Raw genomic sequence first — 24,307 nt, 5'->3', positions numbered from 1 at the left:
GTGCCGTCTCCAGGACGGCACGCCCCTCGGGCGCTCTCACGGCGGGGTTGGCGTACCGCCGTGGTCCCGGCCGCAGCGCACCCTGTTCCGTCGGCTCAGCCTGGTCCGTCCGTTCGGTCCGTCCCGTCGGGGGGATCCGTCTCGTCGTAGGCGTCGATACAGCGCTGGATCCGCCGGTGCATGCGGTGCTCGTGGAAGAGGCGCCCCACCAGCGCGCCACCGTAGACGACGAAGCCGACGCCGACCAGCCAGGACTGGATGACCAGAACCGTCCCGAACGGGCCGTAGGTGACCGCGTTCGCGGCGATCAGCGGAGAGAAGACGACGCGTGAGAACACCCGGAGTCCGAGCAGTCCCAGCGCGGTCGCGATGGCTCCCGGCAGGAGCGCCGGCCAGCGGACGCGGCCGGCCAGGAGCACCCGCTGCGACCACCAGAAGAAGAGGCACGTCCCGATCAGATCACCGAACGTCGCGAACACGATCGCGACGACGGACTCGGAGGTGACGGGTGTGTTGACGAAGAGCAGGAGAAAGAAGACGAGCACCGCCAGCCACAGGACATGGCGCCACATGGTGTGCCAGCGCGCCGTCGGCAGCTCCCAGACCCGCTCGTAACCGGTCTGCACGGCGGACCCGAACGTCAGCCCGAACACCGCGAGCGCGGCGAGCCCGAACGCCGTCGTCCGCTGCAACGCCTGGCCCGGTCTGCCGAACAGCTGCTGGATCTCCGCCTGCGCGGAGGACGACACCCCCAGCCCCTGCCCCAGCCAGCGGGCGAACCCCTGACCGCTCGCCGGGTCGGCCGCCGCGACGAGGATCAGCAGGGGCACGAGAGTGAGAAAGCCGAGTGCGGCGAAGCTCATCGCTCGGTGCATCAGCTCCATCTCACGGCCGCGGTTCCAGGCGAGCACGGCGGCAGACGCGGCGATGGAGCGATAGAGGCTCCGGAACCGGTGTCTGTGCTCCGTCGCACCGAAACGCTTGCGGGTCATGGTCGTCTACTACCCGCCGGGGACGCCGCACCTGTGCAGGGCCCCCGGATGGGTGCCGCGCCGCCCGCCCGGTCCCGCCCGCGCGGACAGGTCGCGGGCGGGGCGCGGCGCGGCGCCTGTCAGCCGGGCTCTCCCGGGGATCCGGCCTCCTCCAGCGCCCAGACACGCTCGGCGCGCAGCGGACCGCCCCGGGCCATCACGCGCCCGTGGTCGATGGCGAGCGGCGCCAGCTGCGACGCGTAACAGAGCACCGCCGCGCGCTTGGCCGCCCACTGCTGGTCGGACAGCGTCAGATCGTGGACGGTCCGCGTCCGGTAGCGGCTCGTGATGTCCTGATACGCGCGCCCGTAGTCCTCGTTCTCGGCGAGGGCCGTGTCGGTCTCCGCGCCGCCCCACTCCTTGAGATGCCCCGTATAGGGAAGGTCGGCGTAGACGAAGGGGAGCGGCCTGCCGAGTTCACCGAGGACCCGCAGCGCACGGTCGCGGACCTTCGTGTGATCGGCCTGGTTGGTGCCCAGGGGAATCAGCAGCCGCGTGCCGGGGGCGAGATCGGCGAGATACGTGTCGATCTCGTGGAGCGGGCCGCCGTCCCCGTACGGACCGTCGGGATGCCCGAGAACGACCCGCTCGACACCGAGCAGCGCACAGGCCCGGGTGTCTTCCGCCACCCGGGCGAGATGTGCCTCGCCGCCGGATGAGAAGCCGCAGGTGGTGTCCCACCAGGAGACCTCCTGTCCTGGACACGGCGCGCCGCCGTACACGGTCACGACGGTGACGGGCGAGTCGAGCGCGGGGATCAGCCCCGCGAGCGACAGCGCGGCGTCGTCGAAGTGCGGGGAGAGGATCGCGGTGGCGGGCGGGGGCGGTGTCATACGGACGTGCTCCTGTCGGTGACGGATGGTGCGGGCGTCGCGGATACCCCACGCGGTGCGGAGACTCCGCGCGTTGCGGATACCCCACGCGGTACGGAGACTCCACGCGATACGGATGGTGACGGCGTCGGCGAGGGCGAGGGGGCCGGCGAGGGCGCCTCGGCGAACCGCACCTCGCGGAAGGCGGCGTCCCACTCGGCGTCGTCGCCCTCCCACCGGCCGGGGACGGCCGCGACCGTGCCCCAGCTGATTCCGGGGCCGAGGGCGCCGCCGTCAGGCGGCGGGGTACGGCGCAGCCAGAGCAGATCGAACCGGTGGCGCGGGTACGCCGTCGCGATGACCAGCCGCAGCCGCCGCAGATCGGCGGCGCTGAGTTCGTCGAAGGCGTCGTGGTGGACGTACAGCACATACGCGGACGATCGCGCGAGCGTCCGCCAGCGGTCGGCCAGCGCCCGGAACTTGGCGCGCACACGGTCGAGCTGCCGGTCGATGTCGGACCGGCTGAGCGTGCTGCCCGGCGCCGGGTGGAAGTCGTGGAAGAAACGGATGTCGGAGCCCCGGTCCAGCGCGCAGTGACCGTCGCTGAACGGTTCGACCATCCCGGGCCGCAGCACGCCGGAGAAGTCGCCGGCGATCGTCTCCACAACGGACTCGAATTCGAGATCGAGCCAGTCGAAGAAGTGCGCGCGGTCATCGCCGGTGATCCGGCGGATCTGATGGGTGGACTCACAGTGGTAGCCCAGCCCGACACAACGGTCGTACGCGTCGTCCATGTCGTACATCTCCGGTCTCCCCGGGCGGTCAGCCGTTCGTACGCCGCAGGAGCAGGCCCACGCTGCCGCGCTTGCTCAGATAGGCGCGTCCCGCGCAGACGGTCTCCAGTTGCGGGGGTACGAGGACGGTCTCCTCGTCCGCCCGCCAGCTGGTGGACCGCTCCAGCCAGGGGCGTACGCGCGAGACGAGCGCCTCGGGTTCGAGCGCGACGAAGACGAGATCCGTGGCCAGATCGTCGAGGAGCGCCAGATCCTGGCCGTAGTAGAGCATCTCGATCAGCAGGTGCGCGGTGGCGCGAGGACCGTCTTCCTTGGCCAGTTCGGCGAGGTCGGCACTGTCCACGGTGACCCCGTCGGTACCGGCGAGCGCGGCGGTGAGCCGGGGCCGGAAGACCGCGTTGGGCTCGGTCGCCCGTACGGTGAAGCCCGCGGCGGCGAGCCGGTGGGTCAGCGCGCCCTCACAGGCCCCCACCTCCACCAGCGCGCCGCCGGAGCCTGAGCCGGAGCTGTCGCCGTTGCCGGCACACCGCTCCCGTACCCAGGCAGCGGTGGCGTCCAGCCGTCGTGCCTCGTACGGCGAACTGCCGAATTCCCAGGGGTCCACCACGGACGCCGCCTCGTCGTCCAGGCTGGCGAGCAGCGCGAAGAGCCGCTCGCGCTGGTCGGGGTCGGTGTCGAAGAACCGCTCGACGGCGGGGACATGGGGTGTCTGGACGACGAACTCGGGGTCCGGCTCGGCCAGCAGATGCCCGCACGAGCCGTTGACGAAGTCCAGCTTGGCCGCGATGTGTTCCCGCCCCAGCGAGTGATCGAGATCGCTGAGGATCTGGAGGTACGGCGAGAACCCGACGGCATGCCGCAGCTCGGCCCCCGCGAGGCGGGCGTCGGCGGCGCGGGCGAGGGCGGTGTCACGGCCGAGGCGCCCGCGACTGCGCCGGGTGTCGGCGGGGGAGTGTGTCCAGATCCGGCAGGGCTGTCCGGCGGCTGCCTGACGCAGGAGCGTGGCGAGTACCTCGGGCCCCGGCGAGGCGATGCCCTCCGTCACGGGCCTGACATGGGACGCGATCAGGGCGAGGCGTTCCGCCGTGTCCAGGTCCGCACCGAGGATCAGCGTCTCGGCGCGATCGTGATCGGCGAGGATCACCCGGGTCTCGCCACCGCCGTCGTCGGTGAGCACGGACAGGAAGTCGAGGACGGCGTCCTCGGCCCGGAGTACGACAACGATATCGATCACGGTACTTCGGTCCTTGGTACGGAGCCGACCGGGGGAGCGGGGCGGGGTGGGGCCGTCGGAGGGTGCTCGTACGGGAGTGTCGGCTGGCAGGGACCCTAGCGGTCACCACGCATGTGGTCCAGACCAATCGGAAGGATGATCGTCGATTTTCGGCCACCTCGGCCCGGTCCGACGAGAGCGCTGTACACGCCGAAAACGCCGAACCGGCCGAAGTCGCCGAACCCGCCGAAGGCGTCGTGGGCGCGAGGCCGGGCGAGGCCGGGCGAGGTGCGACATGAGTACGCCGGGGCGGGGCGCCCGTATGCCCCGAGCGCTCCCGCACGCCGCCCGTGCGAGTGAACGCGGTGATGTGACGGGTGCGGGGAATCGTCGATCATCGGACGCGTCACTTCACGCCCGTGTCCGTGTCCGTGTACGTCCCGGAGGTTCGCCGTGCCCGTCGCCCCGCTCGACCATCAGACGACCGGCTATCAACTGGCCCACGCCTACTGGCTGGCGAAGGCCGCGGAGCTGGCCTACCGCGACGAGGAAGAGGCGCGGACGGTCCTCGCCGACTGGGGGTTCGACCGGTTCCGGCACTTCGAGGCCCGCCATGAACTGCCGTTCCCCCTGGAGGACACCCAGGCGTACGTCGCCGCGAGCGACCGGATGATCGTCGTCGCGTTCCGCGGCACCCAGCCGCTGGAGATCCGTGACTGGCTGACCGACGCCAGCACCCCGCCCGTACCGGGGCCGGGCAACAAGGGCTTCGTCCACTTCGGCTTCCACCGGGCACTCGCCTCGGTGTATCCGGACGTACGGTCCGCCGTCGAGGCGTTCCGCACCGGCGGCCAGACGGTGTGGTTCACCGGGCACAGCCTGGGCGGCGCCCTCGCCATGCTCGCCGGAGGCCGGCTGTACTTCGAGGAGCCGCGGATCCTCGCCGACGGCATCTACACCTACGGACAGCCCCGCACCTGCGACCGGCTGCTCGCCGTCGCGCACAACGCCGCGCTGAAGGGCCGTACCGTCCGCTTCGTCAACAACAACGACATCGTTCCGCAGGTCCCGCCGGCGCCGGTGTTCACCCATGTGGACCACGTCAGGTATTTCGACGCCGACGGCGTACTCCACGACCGGATGCCGCTGATCGACGGGCTCAAGGACCGTATCAAGGGGCGTACCGCCGATCTGTTCGCGCCCGCGTCCGACGGAATTCGCGACCACTTCATGCCCGCGTATCTCGCGAATATCGAGAAAAACCTCGTCTGATCTCCACGCGGCCATGGCGCGCGGCGCGGCTCTCCCGCCGCGCCCCGCGCCCGCGCCGTTTTTTCAGCGGCGGCCGAGCCGGCGCTCGCCCTGCGCGCCGGTCGCGTAGGGCAGCCCGTAGTGCGAGAAGATCCGCGGTTCGTCCTCGGAGAGGAGTTCTCCGTCGGTATCGATCGACGGGGCGTCCTTGGCGAGTTTCCGGTCCCACGGGACCTTCAGATAGTCCGGTCCGACAGTGGCGTCGGCCAGCGGGACGAAGACCAGCCGCCGTTTCATGGGCAGACCGACCGTGACCGTGGCGAACGACGGGGCGTCCGTCGCGGTGTCGACATAGATGGCCTCCAGCGAGCCGATCTTCCGCTTTTCGGCATCGACCACGTCGTGGCCGCGCCACTCCCGGATGTCCTCGGCTTCGAACATGAGCGCCTCACCTCTCCTCGGCTTATTCTCTTCTTATCCGTTTTTCCAGGACAGTACCCGGACTGGGTATCGGACCGATGCCGGCCGCGCCCGTATCCGCCGTTCGGGGGTGGCGGACGGTTACACTCGAAAAGACATTCCCGGTCGGTGTACGTAATCAACCCAGCCGGCTCAAGACGGTCGTGGTCGACCCGAAAGGCGTGGCTGAATGGCGATCCATCCCTCAGGTGAACCCGCGGTGCTCGAAAAGCGACGGGAAACCGGCAGTGATTTCGCCTGCCTGGCGAGGAAAATCACCGCGGCCGGCCTGATGCGCCGACGGCCCTGGTACTACGTGGCACGGATGTCGCTCATCGCCGTGCTCTACGCGGTCGGCTGGGCGGCCTTCGCCCTTCTCGGCGACAGCTGGTGGACACTCGCCGTCGCCGCTTTCCTCGCCGTCGTCTTCGGACAGGTCGCCCTCGTCGCGCATGACGTGGGACATCGCCAGGTGTTCCGGCTGCGCCGGGCCAGCGCCTGGGCCGGCCGGCTCGCCGGGAATCTCGGTATCGGCATGGGATACGGCTGGTGGCAGGACAAGCACTCCCGGCACCACGCCAATCCGAACCACGTGGAGCTGGATCCGGACGTCGAACCCGACGTACTGGTGTGGACCCGCGGCCAGGCGCGCGCGGCCAAGGGGCTGCCCCGGCTGATCGGCGGCTCGCAGGCCTATCTGTTCTTCCCGCTCCTCGCACTGGAGGGCATCAACCTCCATGTGGCCGGGGTACGGGCGCTGGCCGACCGTTCGCTGAAACAGCGTCGCCTGGAGGGCCTGTTGCTCTTCACCCACTTCGCGCTCTATCTCGGCGCGCTGTTCGTGGTCCTGCCGCCCGGCAAGGCGGTGGCCTTCCTCGCCGTCCACCAGTGCCTGTTCGGCCTGTACCTCGGCTCGATCTTCGCCCCCAATCACAAGGGCATGCCCACCCTGACCGGCGACGACCGCCCCGACTTCCTCCGGCGCCAGGTCCTCACCTCGCGCAATGTGCGCGGCGGCTGGTTCACCGATCTCGCGCTGGGCGGGCTCAACTACCAGATCGAGCACCATCTCTTCCCGAGCATGCCCACCCCGCATCTGCGCCGGGCCCAGCCCCTCGTCCGGCGTTACTGCCAGGAGCTCGGGATCGACTATCTGGAGACGGGCCTCCTCACCTCCTACCGCCAGGCGCTCAGAAGCCTGCACGACGCGGGCGCCCCGCTCAGGTCGGCCGTGGCCGCCACCGAGGCGTGAGCGGGAAAAGCACTGGTGGGCCCGCGGGGCGTACGGGCATTCTGGCCGCATGCTGATCAGGGAAGCCACCCCCGAGGACTGGCCCGTCATCTGGCCGTTCTTCCACCGGATCGTCGCCGAGGGCGAGACCTTCACCTATCCCCTCGGGCTCAGCGAGGCCGACGGGCGTGACATGTGGCTGGTCGCGCCGCCGAACCGCACCGTCGTCGCCGTCGACGACGCGGGTACGGTCCTGGGCACGGCGAAGATGAACCGGAACCACATGGGCAACGGCTCGCACATCGCGAGCGCGAGTTACATGGTCGACCCGGCGCACGCGGGGCGCGGGCTGGGCAGGGCGCTCTGTACGTACTCGATCGACTGGGCCCGCGCGGCGGGATACCGCGCGATGCAGTTCAACGCGGTCGTCGAGACCAATGTGCACGCGGTGAAGCTGTACCGGTCGCTCGGCTTCGAGGTACTGGGCACGCTCCCGGAGGGCTTCCTGCACCCGGCGCGCGGCTATGTCGGGCTGCACATCATGCACCGCGCGCTCTGAGGGCGGACGGGACTTCGACGACAGGTCCTAGCGGTCCTGGAGCACGGACAGGACATTCCCCGCCGGGTCCGTGAACCACGCGATGTACGGGCCGCCGCCCCGGAAGACGGCCTTCTCGTCCGCTTCCATCCCGGGGTAGCGCTCGAAGGTCACGCCGCGGCGGCCCAGTTCGTCGACCGCCGCGTCGATGTCGTCCACCGGGAAGTTGAGAATCGTGAACGACGCGGGTGTGTGATCGGGCTTCGGGTAGATGAGCACGGTGGTTCCGCCCGCGAGACGCAGATGCAGCAGGCCGTGCTCCTCCTCCACCGTCAGTCCCAGTGTGTCGCCGTAGAAGTGCCTGGCCTTCTCGATGTCGTTCACGGCGAATCCGCTGAACGCCGGGGTGCTGCCGAACATGGCGGCCGTCCTTTCTCGATCGGGGTTGATCAGGGGGGATCAGAGGGGATCAGGGGTGTCGAGGAGGTAGACACCCGCGGAGTCCGAGACTCATCGGCCGTCCGGCGGCGGATACGGCGAATGTTCATGGTGCGACCGTCCGGCCGGGAGATGCGATCGGGCCGGGATGAAGGACGCGCCCAGCCCGAGCCAGGTGGCGGCGTAGAGCCATCCGCCCACGACATCCGTCGCCCAGTGCACCCCGAGATAGATCCGGCTCAGCCCCACGGCGACGGCCCAGCAGACGAGGAGCACGATGAGCGCCCCTCTCAGCAGTCCGGGTATCGCCTCGGATACGCGGCCGAAGCGGAGGAGGCCCCAGATCAGCAGACCCGCCGCGAGCGCCGACGTGGTGGCGTGCCCGGAGGGGAACGCGAAGCCGGAGGCGTGGGTCAGCCAGTCCGCCATCGGCGGCCGGGGACGGGCCACGGCCGCCAGCAGCCCGTAGCGGGCGGCCTGCCCCGCGAGGAGGAACACCAGCGCGCCGGCCGCCGCCACCAGCCGGTGCCGCGCGTCCCGGCCGGCGAGCAGCCCGGCCACGACGGCGCACAGATAGGGATACGGTCCGGTGCCGCTCGCCGTCACGGCCCGCGCCGCCGTGACGGCCGCGGGGGACGAGCGGTGCCCGACCGACCAGTCGAGCGCGTCCGTGTCCAGCGGGAACGGGGCGCCACCGCGGCTCGTCACGAGCACGGCCAGCAGGGCGAAGGCCCCGGCGCACAGCGCGGTGACGATCAGCGGCGCCGTGCGGACGGCTCTGCGGGCCGACGGTGCCGTCAGGCTCACCGACGGGCCACCAGCGGGCGCAGCGGGGTGTCATGGAGCCGTTCGGCCAGCGGAGCGGTGCGTCGCGCGAGGCTCATCAGCGCCCAGGCCACCACCGAACCGACCAGCAGCCCGAGGACGACGTCGTGCGGGTAGTGCGCCCCGACCCAGACCCGTGATCCGGCCATCAGCAGCGCCGCCGGGACCGCGACCGCCGCGAGCGCGCGGTCGACGAACAGCAGCGCGACGGCCGCCGCCGCCGCGATCGCGGCGTGGTTGCTCGGCAGCGACCAGTCGCCCAGCGGAGGGCAGGCCTCGATGGTGATCGTGTGCAGCGTCTGACAGGGCCGTTGCTCCCGCATCACCGACTTGAGGGCCAGACCGACGACGTACGCCAGGACCAGCGCGAGCGGCGCGGCGAGTGCCATGACGGCACGCGCCGAGGACCGCGGTGCGCCGGCCGCGGGCCGGGCGCGCCACCACGCCGCCAGCAGGAGCGCGCCGAACAGGGCCAGACCGTAGGCGGACCAGAGGAAGACGGCGGTGTCCAGCGGGCCGGGCGAGCGGTCCGCCAGGCCGGTCACGGACCTGTACAGACCCTCGTCGAACCATCGCTCATCGGACGCGCCCGGCGCCCACGCGTTCGCGGTCAACGTGCCTCCTCGGGGGACTCGGGCAGGGATCCGGCGGCTCCGGTCCCGGCCGGGGACGCGGCGGCGCGGCGCGAGCGCAGCACCTCCAGGGCGAGCGGAACGAGCGAGATGACCACGATGACCGCGACGATGGGCATCAGATATCGGTCGACATTGGGCACGGACGAGCCGAGCGCGTATCCGGCGAGTACGAGCCCGACGGTCCAGAGCACGCCGCCGAGGACCTGCCAGAGGGTGAAGAGACGGGCGGGCACGTTCAGGGCGCCGGCCAGCGGGTTCAGCACGGTGCGCACGACCGGGACGAAGCGGGCGAGCACGATGGCCTTCGCGTGGCCGTACCGTTCGAGCAGTTCCTCCGCGCGGGCCGCTCCCTCGCGCAGCTTGCGGGCGCGGCTTCGCGCCAGCAGCGCCCGGCCGCCGCGCAGGCCGATCCAGTAGCCGGTCTGCGCGCCCAGCAGCGCGCCGAGGACCGACGCGGTCAGGACCTGCGGGAGCGAGAGATGCGCGGTTCCGTTCGCGCCGGGGACACAGAGCAGCCCCGCGGTGAAGAGCAGTGAGTCACCGGGGAGGAAGAAACCGACGAGGAGGCCGGTCTCGGCGAAGAGCACGACGGCGATGCCGAGGGCGCCGAACGCGGAGAGCAGTGAGCCCGCGTCGAGAAGGTTCACGGCCTGCGGCGTCGTCGCGAGGGCGGATACGTCCATTGAAGGGCTGCTCCCATAATGGTGGACGGAGGGGCGGACAGGGGTGTCCCGCATGACGACCCGAGTGACTACAGTTCTGTAGACGGTCTACTTCACTGTAGACGAAGAGAGCGGGAGGAGCGTTCCCATGGGCGACGACGGCGCGGAACGGCGGCCGGCGGGGGAGCTGGAAGCCGGTGTGCTCGCGGCGCTGTGGGCGGCCGGGGAGCCGCTCACACCCGGACGTGTCCAGGAGGCGCTCGGTGGATCGCTCGCCCGCACCACCGTCACCACGATTCTGTCGCGGCTGTACGAGAAGGGCAGTGTCACGCGCATCCGTTCGGGGCGCGGCTACGCGTACTCCCCGACCGAGGACGCCCCGGGGCTGACCGCCCGCCGTATGCACTCCGAGCTGGCGAAGGACGAGGACCGGAGCGCGGTGCTCGCCCGCTTCGTCTCGCAGCTCAACGACGAGGACGAGCGGCTGCTGCGCTCGCTGCTGGACGACGGCGGGGCCTGATGACCTACCTCGTACTGATCCCGCTCCTGATGCCCTTCCTCGCGGCGCCGGCCGCCCGCCGGGTCGCCGCGGTCGTCCCGCCGCGCCGCGCGGCCCTGCTGCTCACCGCCGCCGCGCTGGTCCTGGCCGCCAGTGCTTCGGCGGCCCTGGTGCTGCTGGTGGTACCGGGCGCGTCGTATCTCCCCGCCGTCGCCGTCCTCGGTGAACTCGCCGAGCCGCTGACGGCCGGACCGCCCCCGGTGACCATCGCGCTCGCGCTCGTCGCCGGAGCTCTGCTGGTCCGGCGTGCGTCGGCGCTCACCGCCGCCGCGCGGCGCGACCGGGCGGAGCTGCGCCGGGCCAGGGCCCTCACGGGCGGTACGGACGGCGAACTGGCGGTGGTACGGGACGACCGCCCCGACGCCTACGCGCTGCCGGGGCGCCCCGGCCGGATCGTCGTCACCACCGGCATGCTGCGCGCCCTGGAACCGCCCGAGCGCGAGGCGCTGTTCGCCCACGAACGCGCCCATCTGCGCGGCCGTCATCATGTCCTGCTCGCGGCGGCGGAACTGGCCGCGCTCTGCCACCCCGCCCTGCGCTCGCTGCGCGAACCGCTCGGCTACGCGCTGGAGCGCGCCGCGGACGAGGCCGCCGCCGCGGCCGTCGGTGACCGGCGTCTCGCCGCCCGTGCGATCGGGCGCGCCGCGCTGGCCGCCCGCGGGGCGCCGGGCCGGCCGGGTGCGGTCAGGCCCCGGACCGTGCTCGCGGCGACCGCGGGGCCGGTGCCCCGCCGTGTCGCCGCGCTGCTGGGTACCGGCACGAGCGGCCGGCCCGCGCTCAGGCCCCGGGCCCGCCGTCTTGTCGCGGGCGCGCTGCTGATGTGCCTGACGCTGTCCGGCGTCTCGGCCGTGGGGGCGGCGAACGACCTGCACACCCATATCGAGATCGCGCAGGGAGAGGATCCCGGGCGCTGACCGGCGGTGCCGTGCCGATAACCCGGGATTCCCCGTTCCCCCCCCCCGTCGCCCGTTCCCCGTTCCGCCGTCATTCGTCTGTCATGCGTCCGTCATTTCTCCTTCACCGGTAAATCCGGCCGAACTCCAAGGTGTCCCCGAAGGAATCATCACCCCCGGGCCTCAGGCCCTGACCGCCGCCGTGTCTTCGGTACTCGTGGGCGGAGCCGGGTGCGGAAGCGACCAGTGGACGGTCCCGGTGAAGAGGCTCCGGCAGTTCTTCCGGTGTGATCAGAGGCGGCAGCGCGCGGTCCATACGCAGCGCGTCCACCGATTCCGCCAGTAACTCGTATTCCGTGGTGTCGTCGCGGGTGGCGACACGGATGAGACGCCCGGCCGCCAAGTGCTCGGCGACCATGTCCTGATGGGCCGTATCGTCCCGCCAGGCCCGGAGCGTCGTCGGTACGTCCGGCACGCCGCGACCCACCGGAGTGAGCGCGGCGGCCGGAAAATGTTCGTTGTCGGGGCTGGGATCGAGCCGTTCCGCGATCCAGGTCGCACGATCCCGCAACCACCACAGTGCAAGTGCCAGAGTGGGGGCGCGATATGTTCCCAGCGGAACGCCGATACGCTGTCCACCGCAGATTCCGTACGCGGTGACATGGCACAGGAATTCGTCATGCACGGCCGCTCTCCTTGCGCCGTTCTGTGGAGCCTGATGGCCTGGGCCGCAGTGCTTTTGCGGTGACGTTGCGCGGGTACTGTCGGGTGCCGTGGCAGAGCGATTTCCCGGGGGAGTGGAAAGCGACTCCGGAATGCCCGAACTTCCAACTATGAAGCCTTTACTGACGTCCTGTCACGACGCGGATCCGGCCATATCCGGAGCGTAATCACCGCCCCGTATGGCGGAAATTTCACGACACCGCGCCGTGCTGGAGCGTCTCTTGCCGTGGGGTCGTATGCCAGCATCTGCGGGTACTGCGCGACGCCGGTCTCGTCGGGGGCCGGCAGGTCTCGACGCGATGGAGGACGACCCCTCATGAACACGAACCCGCACGACGGCACCCCCTACGACCACACCTGGCACGACATCTCGCAGGACGACACGCTGACGACCGCCGCCGACGGCCGGACCGCCCTGCGGATGGAGCGCAGGCTTCCGCACCCTCCCGAGAGGGTCTGGGCCGCGATCACCGAACCCGCCGCTCTCGCCCAGTGGTTCCCCTCGGAGGTCACCGTCGACCTCACCCCCGGTGGCGCGATGGGCTTCCACTTCCCCGGCGTCAGCGGACCGGGCATGACCGGCACCGTCACGGACGTGGACGAGCCCCGCCTCTTCGCGTTCACCTGGGGTACCGACCATCTGAGCTGGTCCGTCGCGCCCGACGGAGAGGGCTCACTGCTCACACTCGTGCACACCTTCGACGATCTCGCGGGCGCGGCGAGCTTCGCCTCCGGCTGGCACCTCTGTATCGCCGCCCTCGCCCAGTTGCTCGCCGGGGGTCCGGTCACCGTCGGCCGTGACACGGGCGAGCTGCACGAGACGTACGTACGGCGGTTCGGTCTCGGCCGTGGCACCGCCGAGCCCGCCGGGGACGACGCCCCCGGCCCGCGGATCCGGCTGGAACGGCAGCTGGTACGGCCGGCCGCGACCGTCTGGGACGTCCTGTCGGCGGGCATCGAGCCGGTGGCGGGCCTGCCCGTCCCCGTCGGCTTCACCGCCGAGAACGTTCCGGCGGGCCATGTCGCGGAGGTCAGGGCGCCGAAGTCGCTCACCTATACCTGGCAGCCCGAGGGGTCGGTCACCTGGGAACTGGGACAGGGGACCGGCCACGGGGCCCGGCTGGTGCTGACCCAGACCGGCCCGGAGGGAGCCGACGCGGACGCGGTCCTGGCCGCCTGGCGGACACGGATCGACCAGCTCGCGGCGGACCTCCTCAAGGCCTAGGGCCTGGTCCGGCGGGTCCGGGTCCAGAGGTCCGGTTCCGGCGGGTCCGGGTCCAGCGGGTCCGGTGAATCCGGGCCCGGCGGCGAGACTTCACGCCGTCTGAGGGGATGTGGCCGGAAGGAGGCCGTGTGGCGAGTGTGTGACGGCTCGGTAGGGGCCTCCGGATCCGCGCCACCCAGGTGGAGAGCCGGCGGGGGCCCTGGTTAGGGTGCCTTGAATGTTCGCCCCACGATTTCCCCCCACATTTTCCGTAAGAGGTGTGTTCGCCGATCCGGGTTCCCTCTGGGAGGCTCTGTGACGCAGCTCACTGATCAGTCGGTACGGGCCACGGCGACCGCGAAACCGGCGGAAGCCGCGGCGGCCGGGCCGGCCACGCCACCGGCCAAGAAGCGGGACGCGTTCTTCGACAACGCCAAGTTCCTGGCGATCGTGCTGGTCGCGATGGGGCACGCGTGGGAGCCGCTGCGGGACGGCAGCCGGGCGGTCTCGGCGCTCTACATCGTCGTCTACGCCTTCCATATGCCGGCATTCATTATTATCTCGGGCTATTTCTCCCGGAGTTTCGACTTCCGGCCCGACCGGGTGCGTCGGCTGATCACCGGCATCGCCGTGCCGTACATCGTGTTCGAGGTCGCCTACAGCCTCTTCCGCCGGTGGGCCGCGGACGATCCGTCCATGGAGATCACCCTTCTCGACCCCTGGTATCTGACCTGGTTCCTGCTCGCCCTCTTCGTCTGGCGGATGACGGCACCGATCTGGCGTCTGGTGCGGTGGCCCGTCCCGGTCGCGCTGGGGATCGCCGTGCTCGCCTCCCTCTCCCCGGACATCGGCGACGACCTCGATCTCCAGCGGGTCCTGCAGTTCCTGCCGTTCTTCGTGCTCGGCCTGCGGCTCAAGCCCGAGCACTTCCAGCTGGTCCGCCGCAAGGAAGTACGCCTTCTGGCCGTTCCGGTCTTCGCCGCCACGGTGGTCTTCGCGTACTGGGCCGTCACCCGCATGAACATGGCGTGGTTCTTCCACCGCGACAGCGCGCAGGAGTTGGGCGCGCCCTGGTGGAGCGGGATCCTGATGACGCTCGCCCTCTTCGGCTGCTCCCTCGTACTGACCGCCTGCTTCTTCGCCTGGGTCCCCGGCCGCCGCATGTGGTTCACGCTGCTGGGAGCCGGCACGCTCTGCGGCTATCTGCTGCACGGCTTCCTCGCCCAGAGCGCGAGCATCTGGGGCTGGTACGACGCCGACTGGCTGCACCGGCCCACCGGCCCGGTCTTCGTCACCGTCCTCGCGGGCGTGGTCGTCACGCTGCTCTGTACGCCCCCCGTCCAGCGGCTCTTCCGCTTCGCGCTGGAGCCGGACATGGCCTGGGCGTTCAGGCCCGATCCGGCTCCCGGGACCGACCCGGCTCCCAGGACCGACCCGGCTCCCAGGCCCGGTTCAGCCTCCAGGACCGGTCCCGCCGAGCGGCGCGGAACCAGCTGAGGCCAGGAGATACGACGCGGGCGGTGGCCGTCGGCCACCGCCCCGTGCGTGTCCGGCCGGACGGTCCGCTCAGAGGTCGAACTCGTGCGGCGGCAGGTCGAGTGCGAAGCAGGCTTCGCGGACCACGGCCTGTTCCGTCTTGTCGAAGTCGCCGTCGGCGCCGCCGATGACGATGCCGATCTGGATGACGGCCCGTGCCTCGTCCGGCTTCTTCCTGGCCTTGCCCACCTCCTGGAGCACGCCCACCTTGCCGAACGCGAAGTCGGCGGTCAGCTGGTTGAGATAGCCGTCGAAGCGGCGCTGGAGGTCGTCCGCGGGGAAGTTCCGCAGTACCTCATTGGTGGCGATCAACGAGGCGACCCGCTGGCGTTCGGCGGGGTCGACGGAGCCGTCGGCCGCGGCGACCAGAGCGCACATCGCCATGCTCGCGTCGCGGAACGAGCCGCTCTTGAGGTCGTTCTTCTTCGCCATGAGCTGCGTCTGCATCGTCGCGGCGGATTCCTTGAACCGGTCCCACAGGGCCATTTCCGTCATCTCTCCTCAGGTGTCACACAGAGCCACTCCGACAACGCGCGAGACCGGCGCGGCGTGCCCGTCGTGTGTACCCGGGTGTGGCCCGGAGAGGCGCGCGCCCTCCGCACGCCCGTGTTTCATACGATCTCGATGTCGTTCCGTCACCGCACACCAGAGCTGGGAGCACCTGCCATGGCCACCGAGCCGACCGACTCCGACGACTCCACCGCGCCCACCGAATCCACCCTGCAGAACGTCTCGTTCCCGAGCGCGGGAACGACCGCGTACGGATATCTCGCCGTACCGCCCGCCGGACACGGCCCCGGCGTCATCGTCATCCAGGAGTGGTGGGGCCTGACCGCCCACATCAAGGACATCGCCGACCGCTTCGCACGGGCGGGCTTCGTCGCCCTCGCCCCGGATCTGTACGGCGGCCGGGTCGCCCACGACTCCGGCGAGGCGCTGCGCATGATGGGCGACCTGCCCACCGAGCGGGGCGTCGACCTGCTCTCCGGAGCCGTCGACTATCTGCTCGCGCGGCCCGAGACGGACGGCGAAACGATCGGCACGGTCGGCTTCTGCATGGGCGGCGGATTCGTGCTCAGTCTCGCCGCGAAGGACCAGCGGGTCTCCGCGGCCGTGCCGTTCTACGGCGTCAACCGGGACGGTGTCCCCGACTTCTCGAACCTCAAGGCCGAGATCCTCGGCCACTACGGTGGGGACGACGACACCGTTCCGCCGTCGAGCCTCGGGGAACTGCGTACCGCGATCGAGTCCCAGTCCGGGATCGTTCCGGTCATCCATCTCTACCCGGGGGCGGGCCACGCCTTCTTCAACGACGGCCGCCCCGAGGCATACCACGCCACCTCCGCCCAGCTCGCCTGGGAGCGCACGATCACCTTCCTCCGCGAGAGGCTCGGCGTCTCCGGCTGACGCCGCACCCCGGCGGGCCCCGGGTCAGCCGAGCGCGGCCCCCCGCCACAGCAGCAGCGCGACATCGACACCCGCGACCACGATCGCCGCGAGGAACGGCACCTTGGGGCGGCGGCGGCCCAGCAGCGAGCCGCCGACCGCCGTGATCAGCGCCACGGCGACGGCGACCGCACCGACCACGCCCGCTCCGCCGAGCGCGAGAAGGACCGTCGCCGCCACCAGCGGGGCCGGCAGGAGCAGCCGCACGGCGGCCGGCCCCAGCCGCTGCGGCCAGCCCCGTACCCCCAGCGCGAGATCCGCCTCGATGTCCGGCAGCACATTGCCGAGATGCGCCCCGACCCCCACCAGCGCCGCGGCGGTGACGATCCACCAGGCGGGCCGGGGCTGCCCCGGCAGACCGAGCGTCACGAAGGCGGGCAGGGAAGCGAACCCGATCGCGTACGGCAGCCACGACAGCACCGTCGACTTCAGCCGGACGTTGTACAGCCAGGCCGCGGCCACCCCCACGAGATGCACCACGCCCGCGAGCGCGCCGTACGCCAGCGACAGCGGAACGCACAGAACCAGCGCCGTCAGCGCCGCGGCCCGTACGGTACGCGCGCCGACGGCCCCGTCCACCACGGGCTTGGCGCGGCGTCCGGCCGCGGTGTCCCGCGCCGCGTCGACGGCGTCATTGCTCCAGCCGACCGACAACTGCCCCGTCAGGACGGCGGCGGTCACCAGCAGACAGCCGGACGCGTCCTGCCCGGCGGCCACCGCGAACCCCGCGACCAGCAGCGTCACCGCGACCGTGGGCCCCGGATGGCACGCGCCCAGCAACGCGCCCAGCAGCCGGGCCGCCCGGCGCGGCCATCCGGCCGGAGCCTCGCCGAGTGGTGTACGGACGATGCTTCCCGGCTGGTCGATGGCGTCCACGCGTCCATCGTAAGCAGCACCGCCGACAGCGGCCGGTCCGTCACGCCCGCACCTCGGGCCGCCGGACGGCCCGTCACAGCGCGGTCGTACAACCGGTCCTGAGGGGCCGTACAGGCGACTTCGTGTGTGGCACGACCGAGCGGGGGCAGGGATGGCACATCAGCCGCCCCCTCCGACCCCGGACCGCAGATGACTCGCATCGCAGCCGTCCATGGAGCCCTGGCTCCGCATCGGTACCCCCAGCACGAGATCACGGACATGGTCGCCAGGACCTGTCTGCCCGCAGGTGCCGACCGGCAGGTACTCGACCGGCTGCACCGCGGCGCGCGCGTGGAGACGCGCCACACGGCCCTCCCCCTCGACCAGTACGACGGTCTCAAGGACTTCGGGGCGGTGAACGACGCCTTCATCGCCGGAGCCGTGCCGCTCGGAGCCGAGACGGTCGGCCGGGCGCTGGACGCGGCGGGGCTCTCCCCGCGCGATGTCGATCTGCTGATGTTCACCTCGGTGACGGGTATCGCGGCGCCGTCCGTGGACGCGCGCCTCGTCGGACGGCTCGGACTGCGCTCCGACGTGAAGAGGGTGCCGGTCTTCGGGCTCGGCTGCGTGGCGGGAGCGGCAGGCATCGCCCGGCTGCACGACTATCTGCTCGGACGTCCCGACGAAGTGGCCGTCCTCCTCTCGGTCGAGCTGTGCTCGCTCACCTTCCAGCGTGACGACGTCTCGTCCGCCAATCTCGTCGCGACCGCGCTCTTCGGGGACGGCGCCGCGGCCGTCGTCGCCTGCGGCCCCGGGCGCCGGGCCACCGGCCCCGTCGTCGTCGACACGCGCAGCCGGCTCTACCCGGACACCGAGCAGGCGATGGGCTGGGACATCACGGGCTCCGGGTTCCGTATCGTCCTGGACGCGAGCGTTCCGGATCTGGTCCGCAAGAACCTCGCCGCGGACGTCGACGGATTCCTCGCCTCCAACGGACTGACGCGCGAGGACATCACCGCGTGGGTGTGCCACCCCGGCGGGCCGAAGGTGCTGGAAGCCGTCGAAGAGGTCCTGCGACTGCCCGCCGACGCCCTCGACATGACCTGGCGTTCGCTGGCGGCGGTCGGGAATCTGTCGTCCTCCTCCGTACTGCACGTGCTGCGCGACACGCTCGCCGAGCGCCCGCCACCGCCCGGTACCCACGGGCTGCTGCTGGCGATGGGGCCCGGATTCTGCTCCGAGCTCGTGCTGCTCCGCTGGTAGGGCCGGCGGCGTCGGCGGAGAGGTACAGGGGAGAAGAGACAGAGGGACGGGGAGACATGATCTGGTACACCGCGCTGGTACTGGCCGTGGGCGCGGAGCGCGTCGCCGAACTCGTCGTCGCCCGGCGCAACGCCCGCTGGAGTCTGGCGCGCGGCGCCGTCGAGCGGGGGCGCGGGCACTACCCGCCGATGGTCGCGCTGCACACCCTGCTGCTGCTCGGCTGTCTCGCGGAAGTGTGGCTGGCAGACCGGCCGTTCGACCCGGCGCTCGGCTGGCCGATGGCCGCCGTCGTGCTGGCCGCGCAGGCGCTGCGCTGGTGGTGCATCCGTACGCTCGGCCCGCGCTGGAACACCCGGGTACTGGTCGTGCCGGGACTTCCGCTGGTGACCGGCGGCCCGTACCGGCTGCTGCGGCACCCCAACTATGTGGCGGTGGCGGCGGAAGGGATCGCGCTGCCGCTCGTCCACGGCGCCTGGATCACCGCGCTGCTGTTCACCGCGTTCAACGCGGTACTGCTGACGATCCGGATACGGTGCGAGAACCGCGCGCTGGAGTCGGCCGCCGCCGGCGCCCGGCCGTGATCGATCTGCTGGTGGTGGGCGGCGGACCCGCCGGGCTCGCCACCGCGGTCCACGCCGCGCTGGCCGGGCTGGAGACGGTGGTGATCGAACCCCGTTCCACCCCTGTCGACAAGGCGTGCGGCGAAGGCGTGATGCCGCGTGGCGTACGCGCGCTGTCCGCCCTCGGCCTCGGCCCGCTCCCGGGCCATCCGCTGCGCGGCATCCGCTACGTCCGCGGCACCCACCGGGCCGAGGCCCCGTTCGACGACGGACCCGGGCTCGGGGTACGGCGTACGGAACTCCACGCCGCGCTGGCACGACGGGCCGCGGAGGCGGGTGTCAGAACCGTGACCGGCCGGGTCGGCGCGGTGGAGCAGAACGCGGACTCCGTGACCGCGGGCGGGCTGCGGGCGCGCTGGCTGGTCGCCGCCGACGGGCTGCGCTCACCCGTACGGCACCGCCTCGGTCTGGACGTCCCCGACCGGCGGCCCCGGCGGTACGGGCAGCGGCGGCACTACCGCATGAAGCCCTGGACGGACTTCGTCGAGGTCCACTGGTCCTCGTCGGGGCGGGCGGGAGAGGCCTATGTGACACCCGTGGCGGACGATCTGGTCGGGGTGGCCGTACTGACCACGGTGAAGGGCGGTTACGACGACCATCTGGCCCGCTTCCCCCGGCTGCTCCCGCTGCTGGACGGTGAGCCGGTCGGCGCCGTGCGCGGCGCGGGCCCCCTGCGCCAGCGGGTACGCCGCCGCAGCGCGGGCCGGGTACTGCTCGTCGGCGACGCGGCCGGGTATGTCGACGCCCTCACCGGCGAGGGCATCGCGCTCGCGCTGGCCTCGGCGGAGGCGGCCGTCCGGTGTCTGCGCGCGGGCCGGCCGCAGGAGTACGAGCGGCGGTGGCGCGCCCTGTCCCGGCGCCACCGGATGCTGACGGAGGGGCTGCTGAGGGTCAGCGGTCACGCGGCGGGAGCCCGGCTGATCGTCCCGGCGGCGGCCCGGATGCCCTCGGTCTTCGCGGCGGCGGTACGCGCCCTCCAGTGAGAGGGCATACGGCACCCGGGGCCGGAGCGCCTTCTCCCGGGGCGCCGTCTCCCGGAGCGCCCGTTTCCCGGGCGCCGTCTCCCGGAGGGCCGCCTCCCGGGGTCAGGGCGAGAGACCGCCCGTCGTCTCCGCCCCCGGGGGCGTCATCGCGTTCACCGAGTGCGGCAGTACGTTCACGAGGTAGTCCGCGATCGTCGCCTCCAGACCGACATCGCGCCCCGCCGCCTCCGACAGATACCAGCGGTGCTCCAGCACCTCGTGGTAGATCTGCGCCGCGTCCATCTCGCCGCGCGCCTCCAGCGGTACGGCCCGTACGGTCGGCCGGAAGACATCGCGGACCCAGCGGTGCGCGAGGACCTCGGGCCGCGCCCCCAGGGGATCGCCTGGCGCGTAGTCCTCCTCGCCGGCCATCCAGCTCTCCAGGTCGTTCAGCAGCCGGCGCGCCTGGTTCTCCTCGGCGTCCAGGCCGGTCAGACGCAGCAGCTGCCGCTGATGATGGCCCGCGTCCACGACCTTCGGCAGGAAGGTGACGGTGTCGCCCACCGGGGAGCGCTCGATCTGCATCTCCGCGACATCGAAGCCCAGATCGTTGAGCCGGCGGATCCGGCGGTCGATGTAGTGCCGCTTGTCCACCGGGTACACGGACTCGCGCGTCACCTCGTGCCAGAGATCCTCGTACCGCTGGACGATCGCCGCGCCGAAGGGCACCGGGTCGACGGAAGGGTGCAGCGCCCCCGACGCCTCCAGGTCCATCAGTTCCCCGGCGATGTTCACCCGCGCCAGCTCGATGTCGTAATCGCGCTGTCCCCGGCTCAGGTTCTGCTGGATCTGCCCCGTCTCGGCGTCCACCAGATACGCGGCGTACGCGCCCGCGTCCCGCCGGAAGAGCGCGTTGGACAGCGAGCAGTCGCCCCAGGCGAACCCGGCGAGATGCAGTCGTACGAGCAGCACGGCCAGCGCGTCCATGAGCCGCTTCACGGTGGTCGGCCGCATCGTCGACTCGAACATCGAGCGATAGGGCAGCGACCCCTTGAGATGGCGTGTGATCAGTGCCGGCTCCAGGGGCGCCCCGTCCGCGTCCACGCGCCCGGTCACCACCGCGACCGGGTCCACGGCCGGGATCCCGAGGCGGTGGAGATCGCGGAGCAGACCGAACTCGCGGACCGCCCCGCGCTCCGATATCTCCTTGACCGCCACGACCTCGGGCCCTGCCGAGGCGAAGCGCACCACATGGCGCGAGATACCGCGCGGGAGCGCGACCAGGCACTCGTCGGGCCACTGGTCGAGCGGAGTGGTCCACGGCAGATCCAGCAGCACGGCCGGCTGCTCCGGATTGGTCGCGCTGATCTGCAGCGGCATCGTGCCTCCCACGGCGGTCGTCGGGCGGGCACCGGATCCGGAACCGCCCCGGACAGTGTGCCGGGTCCGGTGGCCGCGGTCGGAGGCAGGACCGTGGTGGATGGCTGTGCGTCCCTTCCTGAGCGATGTCGTCTCCCGGGCGGCGTCAGCGGCCGGGGCTGTCGGCGGAGGTGTCGGCGGGGCCGGCGGCGGGGGTGTCAGCGGCTCAGCAGCAGCTCGGTGTTGCGGTCCGTGGACTTGCCCGACGGGGCGGTGGTCGACCCCGGCGCGTTGTGCGACAGCTCGCGGTACAGGGCGGCGAGACCGGTCTGCGAGAGGTCCTCGAAGTCGGTCCTGTGCGGCGCCGCCGACTCGATCAGCGTGGTGAACAGCGACAGCGTGCCGTCCCCGTTGTCGGTGATCTCGATGACCCGGGCGAGCTGCGGGAAGTCGATGTGCGAGGCGGTGGAGATCTCCCAGAAGCTGCCGTGCGGAAGGATCGAGTTGCGGTGGCTGTGGCCATTGACCCAGGCCAGCACATTGCGGTTCCGCTTGAGCAGTGCCAGCACCTCGTCGCCGTTGTGCCGGGCCTCGCCGGGGTGGGCGGGGTCCGGGTGGGTGTTGGTCATCGTCCAGCTGTTGTGATGGCTGAAGATGACGACGTATCCGTCCCGGTGCTCCGCGAGCTTGCGCTTCAGCCAGGTGAGCTGGGCGGTGTTGAGCGAACCGGTGTAGTGGCCGCCCCGGTCGGTGGTGTCGAGGCTGATGCCGGTGACGTTCTCGCCCATCGGGAATGTGTAGTAGAGCGTGTCGTCGTCCAGATTGGCCGCGGTGTAGCCATGGCCGGCCGGACCGGCGCCCGCCCGCTCCGGGTCGAGGTGCGCGGTCAGATACTCACGGGGACCGAACGGCGCCCGGCGCGGATCCGCGGTGATGGACCGCATCGCGCGCTTCGAGCGGCGCAGCAGGTCGATCAGCTTCTCCCCGTTGGGGTCCCCGCCCTTCGAGAGGAGCTTCAGCAGCTGCTTGGCCTCGGCGTCGGGGATGCCGTACAGCTTCTTCGCACCGACGGCGAACTCGGCGAGGAAGCCGGACGGGTCGGCCATCGCCCCGCTGGCCAGACCGTCGTGATTGCCGACGGTCGAGTACCACGGGATACGCAGCCCCGGGCTGTTCACGGACCGGATCGCGGCGGCGAGGAACCCGTCGATACGGGGGTAGCCGAGCCGCTTGTCGGTGTCGCGGCGGGAGTCCTCCGGGTGCCAGAACAGCCGCTCGTCGGAGTTCTGCACCCCTTCGTAACGCTGGAGGTCACCGGTGTTGGGGGAGATACGGCCACCGCTCATCACCGTGAGGAACCAGTCCAGTTCCGCCCGGGAGTTGTTGTCGGTGTTGTCGCCCGTCGTCACGGCGAAGGAGAGCGGCGCCCCGGTCGCGGGGCCGGCCTTCAGCGCGTTGATCTGCTCGATCAGGGCCACCGCCCCGGGGACGGTGAGCGCCTCCTGCGGCCGCCATCCCGAGAGCTGCTGCGAACGCAGATACTCGGTGCGCACCGGGTGCTGGACATCCACCAGATGCAGATCGGTGAGCTGGACGAAGGAGCTGAGTACGGTACGCCGCTGGGCGCGGCCGGGCCGCGGGGCCGCGAGCGACTCGCGGACGACCCTGCGCCAGCCGGGACCGTCGCCGAGCCGCCGGAAGGCCGCGGCGCTGTCGCGGGGCGCGGCCACCGTCTCCAGCGTCGTACGGGCGGGGACGGCACGGATGGGTGTGGCCGGGGCGGCGGGGCCGCGGGGGCCGGGGACGGAGGGTGCGGCGGTCACTCCGGGTGCGGCGGCCGCTTCCCCGGGACCGCCGCCCGCGCCGAGCGCCAGCCCGATCCCGGCGGAGACGCCGACCGCTCCGGTGGCGGTGAGAAAGGAGCGGCGGTCGACGGCGGTGACTGCGGAGCGTATGCGTGTCATTCTGCGGTCTCCCGAGTGCGAGCGCATCAACAAGCGCGCCGGGGACGGCCCCCTGGCTACTCCTTGATGGTTGACACCGGGCGTGGCCTGCGCGTGAACGACGTTCCAACGGCCAACACCGATCACCACACAGGGATCACCGCGTCGGGGAACCGTCGCCGCGCCCACAGTCGCAGGACCGGAGCCGGTCACTCAGCGTTCACTCTGCGGGGAAGGGCGGCGCGTATGTCCCGTGGCCGTGCCTCCGGACCCCGCTCTCCGGCCCCGCTTGCAGTGGCCCCGTTCCCCGGGCCCCGCTTCCGGTGGCCACGTGCGAACGGCCGGTTGTCAGACCCCCGTGGGAGGGTGTTTCCCGGGCCGGTGATCCACCCCTGGACACCTGGATTTCCCGACGCCCACCCCTGGTTCCCGCCGTGCGCTGGTTCCTGAGCCGACCTCTGAGGAGCTGTCATCATGACGGATCGTCCCGCCTCCGCCTCCGCCTCCGCACCCGCCGCGCGGGCGCTCGCCGAGTTGGCCGAGCTCCTCGCGCCCGGCCGCGCGGCCGTCGCCGAAGAGGCCCTGTTCGCGTACGACGACCCGGACGCCTACGTCCGTACGCACGCCACGCGGCTTGATCGCCGCGGCATCGACGCGCCCATCGAGAACCTCGCGTGGATCGCGCTCGTCGACGCCCTCACCGCCCAGGGGCTGCTGGCAGAGGTCGACTGGAAGGAGGGCGGCGACGAGATCAGACGTCAGCTCCGGGGCCTCGAATCCCGTCCCACCGTCGACCCGTGGTCCCTCGCGGGCCCGGAGGACTCGGACGGCACGGACGCGGAGCCGCTGGACACCGCCGCCTTCCTCAATGAGGCCGGCCGGCTCCATCTGGAACTGGGCGTGGCGCTCGCCGTGCTCGACATAGAGTCCGACTGCTACCCGCTGGTCTGCTTCCCGGCCCGGCGGGCGGGTGAGCTGACGCCGCTCGCGGGGCGCGCCGGTTTCTACGCGGCGGTCCTGGGGTCCGACGGTCTCTGAGCCCGTACACGCGACAG

24 protein-coding genes and 2 pseudogenes are annotated in these 24,307 nt (G+C 71.6%); 12 read left to right on the top strand and 14 right to left on the bottom strand.

The window, feature by feature from the left end; translation table 11 throughout:
- Positions 1-95: 95 nt before the first annotated feature.
- The 4 genes and pseudogenes from CU044_RS07575 to CU044_RS07560 form a co-directional block, all read right to left on the bottom strand.
- Positions 96-992, bottom strand: coding sequence for a YhjD/YihY/BrkB family envelope integrity protein (locus CU044_RS07575; RefSeq protein ID WP_129767664.1), 897 nt, complete (start codon positions 990-992; stop codon positions 96-98).
- Positions 993-1,111: 119 nt separating this feature from the next.
- On the bottom strand, positions 1,112-1,864 hold the full coding sequence (locus tag CU044_RS07570) for a PIG-L family deacetylase (protein WP_129767663.1): 753 nt from the start codon (positions 1,862-1,864) through the stop codon (positions 1,112-1,114).
- Between the two features lie 167 nt (positions 1,865-2,031).
- Positions 2,032-2,637 (bottom strand): annotated as a pseudogene (locus CU044_RS07565) (DUF1796 family putative cysteine peptidase); the annotation flags it as partial.
- A gap of 28 nt (positions 2,638-2,665) precedes the next feature.
- Positions 2,666-3,871 (bottom strand): hypothetical protein, encoded by a 1,206-nt coding sequence (locus CU044_RS07560; RefSeq protein ID WP_129767662.1) that lies wholly within the window; start codon positions 3,869-3,871, stop codon positions 2,666-2,668.
- Between the two features lie 432 nt (positions 3,872-4,303).
- On the opposite strand from CU044_RS07560, the gene CU044_RS07555 reads away from it, so the two are divergent.
- Positions 4,304-5,122, top strand: coding sequence for a lipase family protein (locus CU044_RS07555; protein WP_129767661.1), 819 nt, complete (start codon positions 4,304-4,306; stop codon positions 5,120-5,122).
- A 63-nt stretch (positions 5,123-5,185) separates the two neighbouring features.
- Here the strand turns inward: CU044_RS07555 and CU044_RS07550 are convergent, their stop codons facing one another.
- Positions 5,186-5,542 carry a PRC-barrel domain-containing protein gene (locus tag CU044_RS07550; RefSeq protein ID WP_129767660.1) on the bottom strand — a complete coding sequence of 119 codons (357 nt, stop codon included), beginning with the start codon at positions 5,540-5,542 and terminating at the stop codon, positions 5,186-5,188.
- A 208-nt stretch (positions 5,543-5,750) separates the two neighbouring features.
- Here CU044_RS07550 and CU044_RS07545 point away from each other — a divergent pair, with 208 nt between their 5' ends.
- Together CU044_RS07545 and CU044_RS07540 are read left to right on the top strand one after the other, a co-directional pair.
- The gene (locus CU044_RS07545; protein WP_129767659.1) at positions 5,751-6,812 is read left to right on the top strand and encodes an acyl-CoA desaturase; all 1,062 of its coding nucleotides are present in this window, start codon (positions 5,751-5,753) and stop codon (positions 6,810-6,812) included.
- A gap of 49 nt (positions 6,813-6,861) precedes the next feature.
- A complete protein-coding gene (locus CU044_RS07540; RefSeq protein ID WP_129767658.1) occupies positions 6,862-7,350 on the top strand; it encodes a GNAT family N-acetyltransferase in 489 nt (162 codons plus the stop codon).
- A 27-nt stretch (positions 7,351-7,377) separates the two neighbouring features.
- Here CU044_RS07540 and CU044_RS07535 read toward each other — a convergent pair whose 3' ends face one another.
- From CU044_RS07535 to CU044_RS07520, 4 genes are all read right to left on the bottom strand, one after another.
- Complete coding sequence (locus CU044_RS07535) at positions 7,378-7,749, bottom strand: VOC family protein (protein ID WP_129767657.1); 372 nt, start codon at positions 7,747-7,749, stop codon at positions 7,378-7,380.
- A 90-nt stretch (positions 7,750-7,839) separates the two neighbouring features.
- A complete protein-coding gene (locus tag CU044_RS07530) occupies positions 7,840-8,574 on the bottom strand; it encodes a phosphatase PAP2 family protein (RefSeq protein ID WP_240045407.1) in 735 nt (244 codons plus the stop codon).
- Entirely contained in the window at positions 8,571-9,206 is a 636-nt protein-coding gene (locus CU044_RS07525) for a phosphatase PAP2 family protein (protein WP_193563897.1), read from the bottom strand. Before CU044_RS07525 ends, CU044_RS07530 begins: the two co-directional genes overlap by 4 nt.
- The gene (locus CU044_RS07520; RefSeq protein ID WP_129767656.1) at positions 9,203-9,910 is read right to left on the bottom strand and encodes a DedA family protein; all 708 of its coding nucleotides are present in this window, start codon (positions 9,908-9,910) and stop codon (positions 9,203-9,205) included. The genes CU044_RS07525 and CU044_RS07520 overlap by 4 nt, the downstream gene beginning before the upstream one ends.
- Before the next feature lie 127 nt (positions 9,911-10,037).
- Between CU044_RS07520 and CU044_RS07515 the strand changes: the two genes are divergently transcribed.
- Both CU044_RS07515 and CU044_RS07510 read left to right on the top strand, forming a co-directional pair.
- Complete coding sequence (locus CU044_RS07515) at positions 10,038-10,409, top strand: BlaI/MecI/CopY family transcriptional regulator (protein WP_129767655.1); 372 nt, start codon at positions 10,038-10,040, stop codon at positions 10,407-10,409.
- Positions 10,409-11,362 (top strand): M48 family metalloprotease, encoded by a 954-nt coding sequence (locus CU044_RS07510; protein WP_129767654.1) that lies wholly within the window; start codon positions 10,409-10,411, stop codon positions 11,360-11,362. Before CU044_RS07515 ends, CU044_RS07510 begins: the two co-directional genes overlap by 1 nt.
- Before the next feature lie 262 nt (positions 11,363-11,624).
- On the opposite strand, the pseudogene CU044_RS07505 reads toward CU044_RS07510, so the two are convergent.
- Positions 11,625-12,026: pseudogene (locus tag CU044_RS07505) on the bottom strand (hypothetical protein); the annotation flags it as partial.
- Positions 12,027-12,380: 354 nt separating this feature from the next.
- Between CU044_RS07505 and CU044_RS07500 the strand changes: the two are divergent.
- On the top strand, positions 12,381-13,289 hold the full coding sequence (locus tag CU044_RS07500) for an SRPBCC family protein (protein ID WP_129767653.1): 909 nt from the start codon (positions 12,381-12,383) through the stop codon (positions 13,287-13,289).
- Between the two features lie 294 nt (positions 13,290-13,583).
- A complete protein-coding gene (locus CU044_RS07495) occupies positions 13,584-14,765 on the top strand; it encodes an acyltransferase family protein (RefSeq protein WP_240045406.1) in 1,182 nt (393 codons plus the stop codon).
- Positions 14,766-14,834: 69 nt separating this feature from the next.
- Here CU044_RS07495 and CU044_RS07490 read toward each other — a convergent pair whose 3' ends face one another.
- A complete protein-coding gene (locus CU044_RS07490) occupies positions 14,835-15,290 on the bottom strand; it encodes a TerB family tellurite resistance protein (protein ID WP_129767762.1) in 456 nt (151 codons plus the stop codon).
- Between the two features lie 180 nt (positions 15,291-15,470).
- Between CU044_RS07490 and CU044_RS07485 the strand changes: the two genes are divergently transcribed.
- A complete protein-coding gene (locus CU044_RS07485; protein WP_129767652.1) occupies positions 15,471-16,211 on the top strand; it encodes a dienelactone hydrolase family protein in 741 nt (246 codons plus the stop codon).
- A gap of 24 nt (positions 16,212-16,235) precedes the next feature.
- Here the strand turns inward: CU044_RS07485 and CU044_RS07480 are convergent, their stop codons facing one another.
- Positions 16,236-17,117, bottom strand: coding sequence for a UbiA family prenyltransferase (locus tag CU044_RS07480; RefSeq protein WP_240045425.1), 882 nt, complete (start codon positions 17,115-17,117; stop codon positions 16,236-16,238).
- A 198-nt stretch (positions 17,118-17,315) separates the two neighbouring features.
- On the opposite strand from CU044_RS07480, the gene CU044_RS07475 reads away from it, so the two are divergent.
- The 3 genes from CU044_RS07475 to CU044_RS07465 are packed head-to-tail and all read left to right on the top strand — an operon-like array spanning position 17,316 to position 19,971.
- Positions 17,316-18,368: a 3-oxoacyl-[acyl-carrier-protein] synthase III C-terminal domain-containing protein gene (locus CU044_RS07475; protein ID WP_129767651.1), complete on the top strand. Its 1,053-nt coding sequence runs from the start codon at positions 17,316-17,318 to the stop codon at positions 18,366-18,368.
- Between the two features lie 56 nt (positions 18,369-18,424).
- Positions 18,425-18,949 (top strand): isoprenylcysteine carboxylmethyltransferase family protein, encoded by a 525-nt coding sequence (locus CU044_RS07470; protein WP_129767650.1) that lies wholly within the window; start codon positions 18,425-18,427, stop codon positions 18,947-18,949.
- Positions 18,946-19,971, top strand: coding sequence for an NAD(P)/FAD-dependent oxidoreductase (locus CU044_RS07465; protein WP_129767649.1), 1,026 nt, complete (start codon positions 18,946-18,948; stop codon positions 19,969-19,971). Before CU044_RS07470 ends, CU044_RS07465 begins: the two co-directional genes overlap by 4 nt.
- 102 nt (positions 19,972-20,073) lie before the next feature.
- Here CU044_RS07465 and CU044_RS07460 read toward each other — a convergent pair whose 3' ends face one another.
- Both CU044_RS07460 and CU044_RS07455 read right to left on the bottom strand, forming a co-directional pair.
- Positions 20,074-21,330, bottom strand: coding sequence for a DUF4032 domain-containing protein (locus tag CU044_RS07460; RefSeq protein WP_129767648.1), 1,257 nt, complete (start codon positions 21,328-21,330; stop codon positions 20,074-20,076).
- A gap of 197 nt (positions 21,331-21,527) precedes the next feature.
- Entirely contained in the window at positions 21,528-23,273 is a 1,746-nt protein-coding gene (locus tag CU044_RS07455; RefSeq protein ID WP_129767647.1) for a TIGR03767 family metallophosphoesterase, read from the bottom strand.
- Between the two features lie 453 nt (positions 23,274-23,726).
- Here CU044_RS07455 and CU044_RS07450 point away from each other — a divergent pair, with 453 nt between their 5' ends.
- Positions 23,727-24,290 carry a hypothetical protein gene (locus CU044_RS07450; RefSeq protein ID WP_129767646.1) on the top strand — a complete coding sequence of 188 codons (564 nt, stop codon included), beginning with the start codon at positions 23,727-23,729 and terminating at the stop codon, positions 24,288-24,290.
- Positions 24,291-24,307 lie beyond the last annotated feature (17 nt).

This window comes from Streptomyces sp. L-9-10 (assembly GCF_004151105.1).
Lineage (GTDB): Bacteria > Actinomycetota > Actinomycetes > Streptomycetales > Streptomycetaceae > Streptomyces.
This window is presented reverse-complemented; position numbering and strand designations above follow the sequence as displayed.

Bases quoted from the DNA above. Each gene is read 5' to 3' on its own strand.
- CU044_RS07575 (WP_129767664.1), bottom strand. From the start codon at position 992: ATGACCCGCAAGCGTTTCGGTGCGACGGAGCACAGACACCGGTTCCGG.
- CU044_RS07570 (WP_129767663.1), bottom strand. From the start codon at position 1,864: ATGACACCGCCCCCGCCCGCCACCGCGATCCTCTCCCCGCACTTCGAC.
- CU044_RS07550 (WP_129767660.1), bottom strand. From the start codon at position 5,542: ATGTTCGAAGCCGAGGACATCCGGGAGTGGCGCGGCCACGACGTGGTC.
- CU044_RS07545 (WP_129767659.1), top strand. From the start codon at position 5,751: ATGGCGATCCATCCCTCAGGTGAACCCGCGGTGCTCGAAAAGCGACGG.
- CU044_RS07540 (WP_129767658.1), top strand. From the start codon at position 6,862: ATGCTGATCAGGGAAGCCACCCCCGAGGACTGGCCCGTCATCTGGCCG.
- CU044_RS07535 (WP_129767657.1), bottom strand. From the start codon at position 7,749: ATGTTCGGCAGCACCCCGGCGTTCAGCGGATTCGCCGTGAACGACATC.
- CU044_RS07520 (WP_129767656.1), bottom strand. From the start codon at position 9,910: ATGGACGTATCCGCCCTCGCGACGACGCCGCAGGCCGTGAACCTTCTC.
- CU044_RS07515 (WP_129767655.1), top strand. From the start codon at position 10,038: ATGGGCGACGACGGCGCGGAACGGCGGCCGGCGGGGGAGCTGGAAGCC.
- CU044_RS07510 (WP_129767654.1), top strand. From the start codon at position 10,409: ATGACCTACCTCGTACTGATCCCGCTCCTGATGCCCTTCCTCGCGGCG.
- CU044_RS07500 (WP_129767653.1), top strand. From the start codon at position 12,381: ATGAACACGAACCCGCACGACGGCACCCCCTACGACCACACCTGGCAC.
- CU044_RS07490 (WP_129767762.1), bottom strand. From the start codon at position 15,290: ATGGCCCTGTGGGACCGGTTCAAGGAATCCGCCGCGACGATGCAGACG.
- CU044_RS07485 (WP_129767652.1), top strand. From the start codon at position 15,471: ATGGCCACCGAGCCGACCGACTCCGACGACTCCACCGCGCCCACCGAA.
- CU044_RS07475 (WP_129767651.1), top strand. From the start codon at position 17,316: ATGACTCGCATCGCAGCCGTCCATGGAGCCCTGGCTCCGCATCGGTAC.
- CU044_RS07470 (WP_129767650.1), top strand. From the start codon at position 18,425: ATGATCTGGTACACCGCGCTGGTACTGGCCGTGGGCGCGGAGCGCGTC.
- CU044_RS07460 (WP_129767648.1), bottom strand. From the start codon at position 21,330: ATGCCGCTGCAGATCAGCGCGACCAATCCGGAGCAGCCGGCCGTGCTG.
- CU044_RS07455 (WP_129767647.1), bottom strand. From the start codon at position 23,273: ATGACACGCATACGCTCCGCAGTCACCGCCGTCGACCGCCGCTCCTTT.
- CU044_RS07450 (WP_129767646.1), top strand. From the start codon at position 23,727: ATGACGGATCGTCCCGCCTCCGCCTCCGCCTCCGCACCCGCCGCGCGG.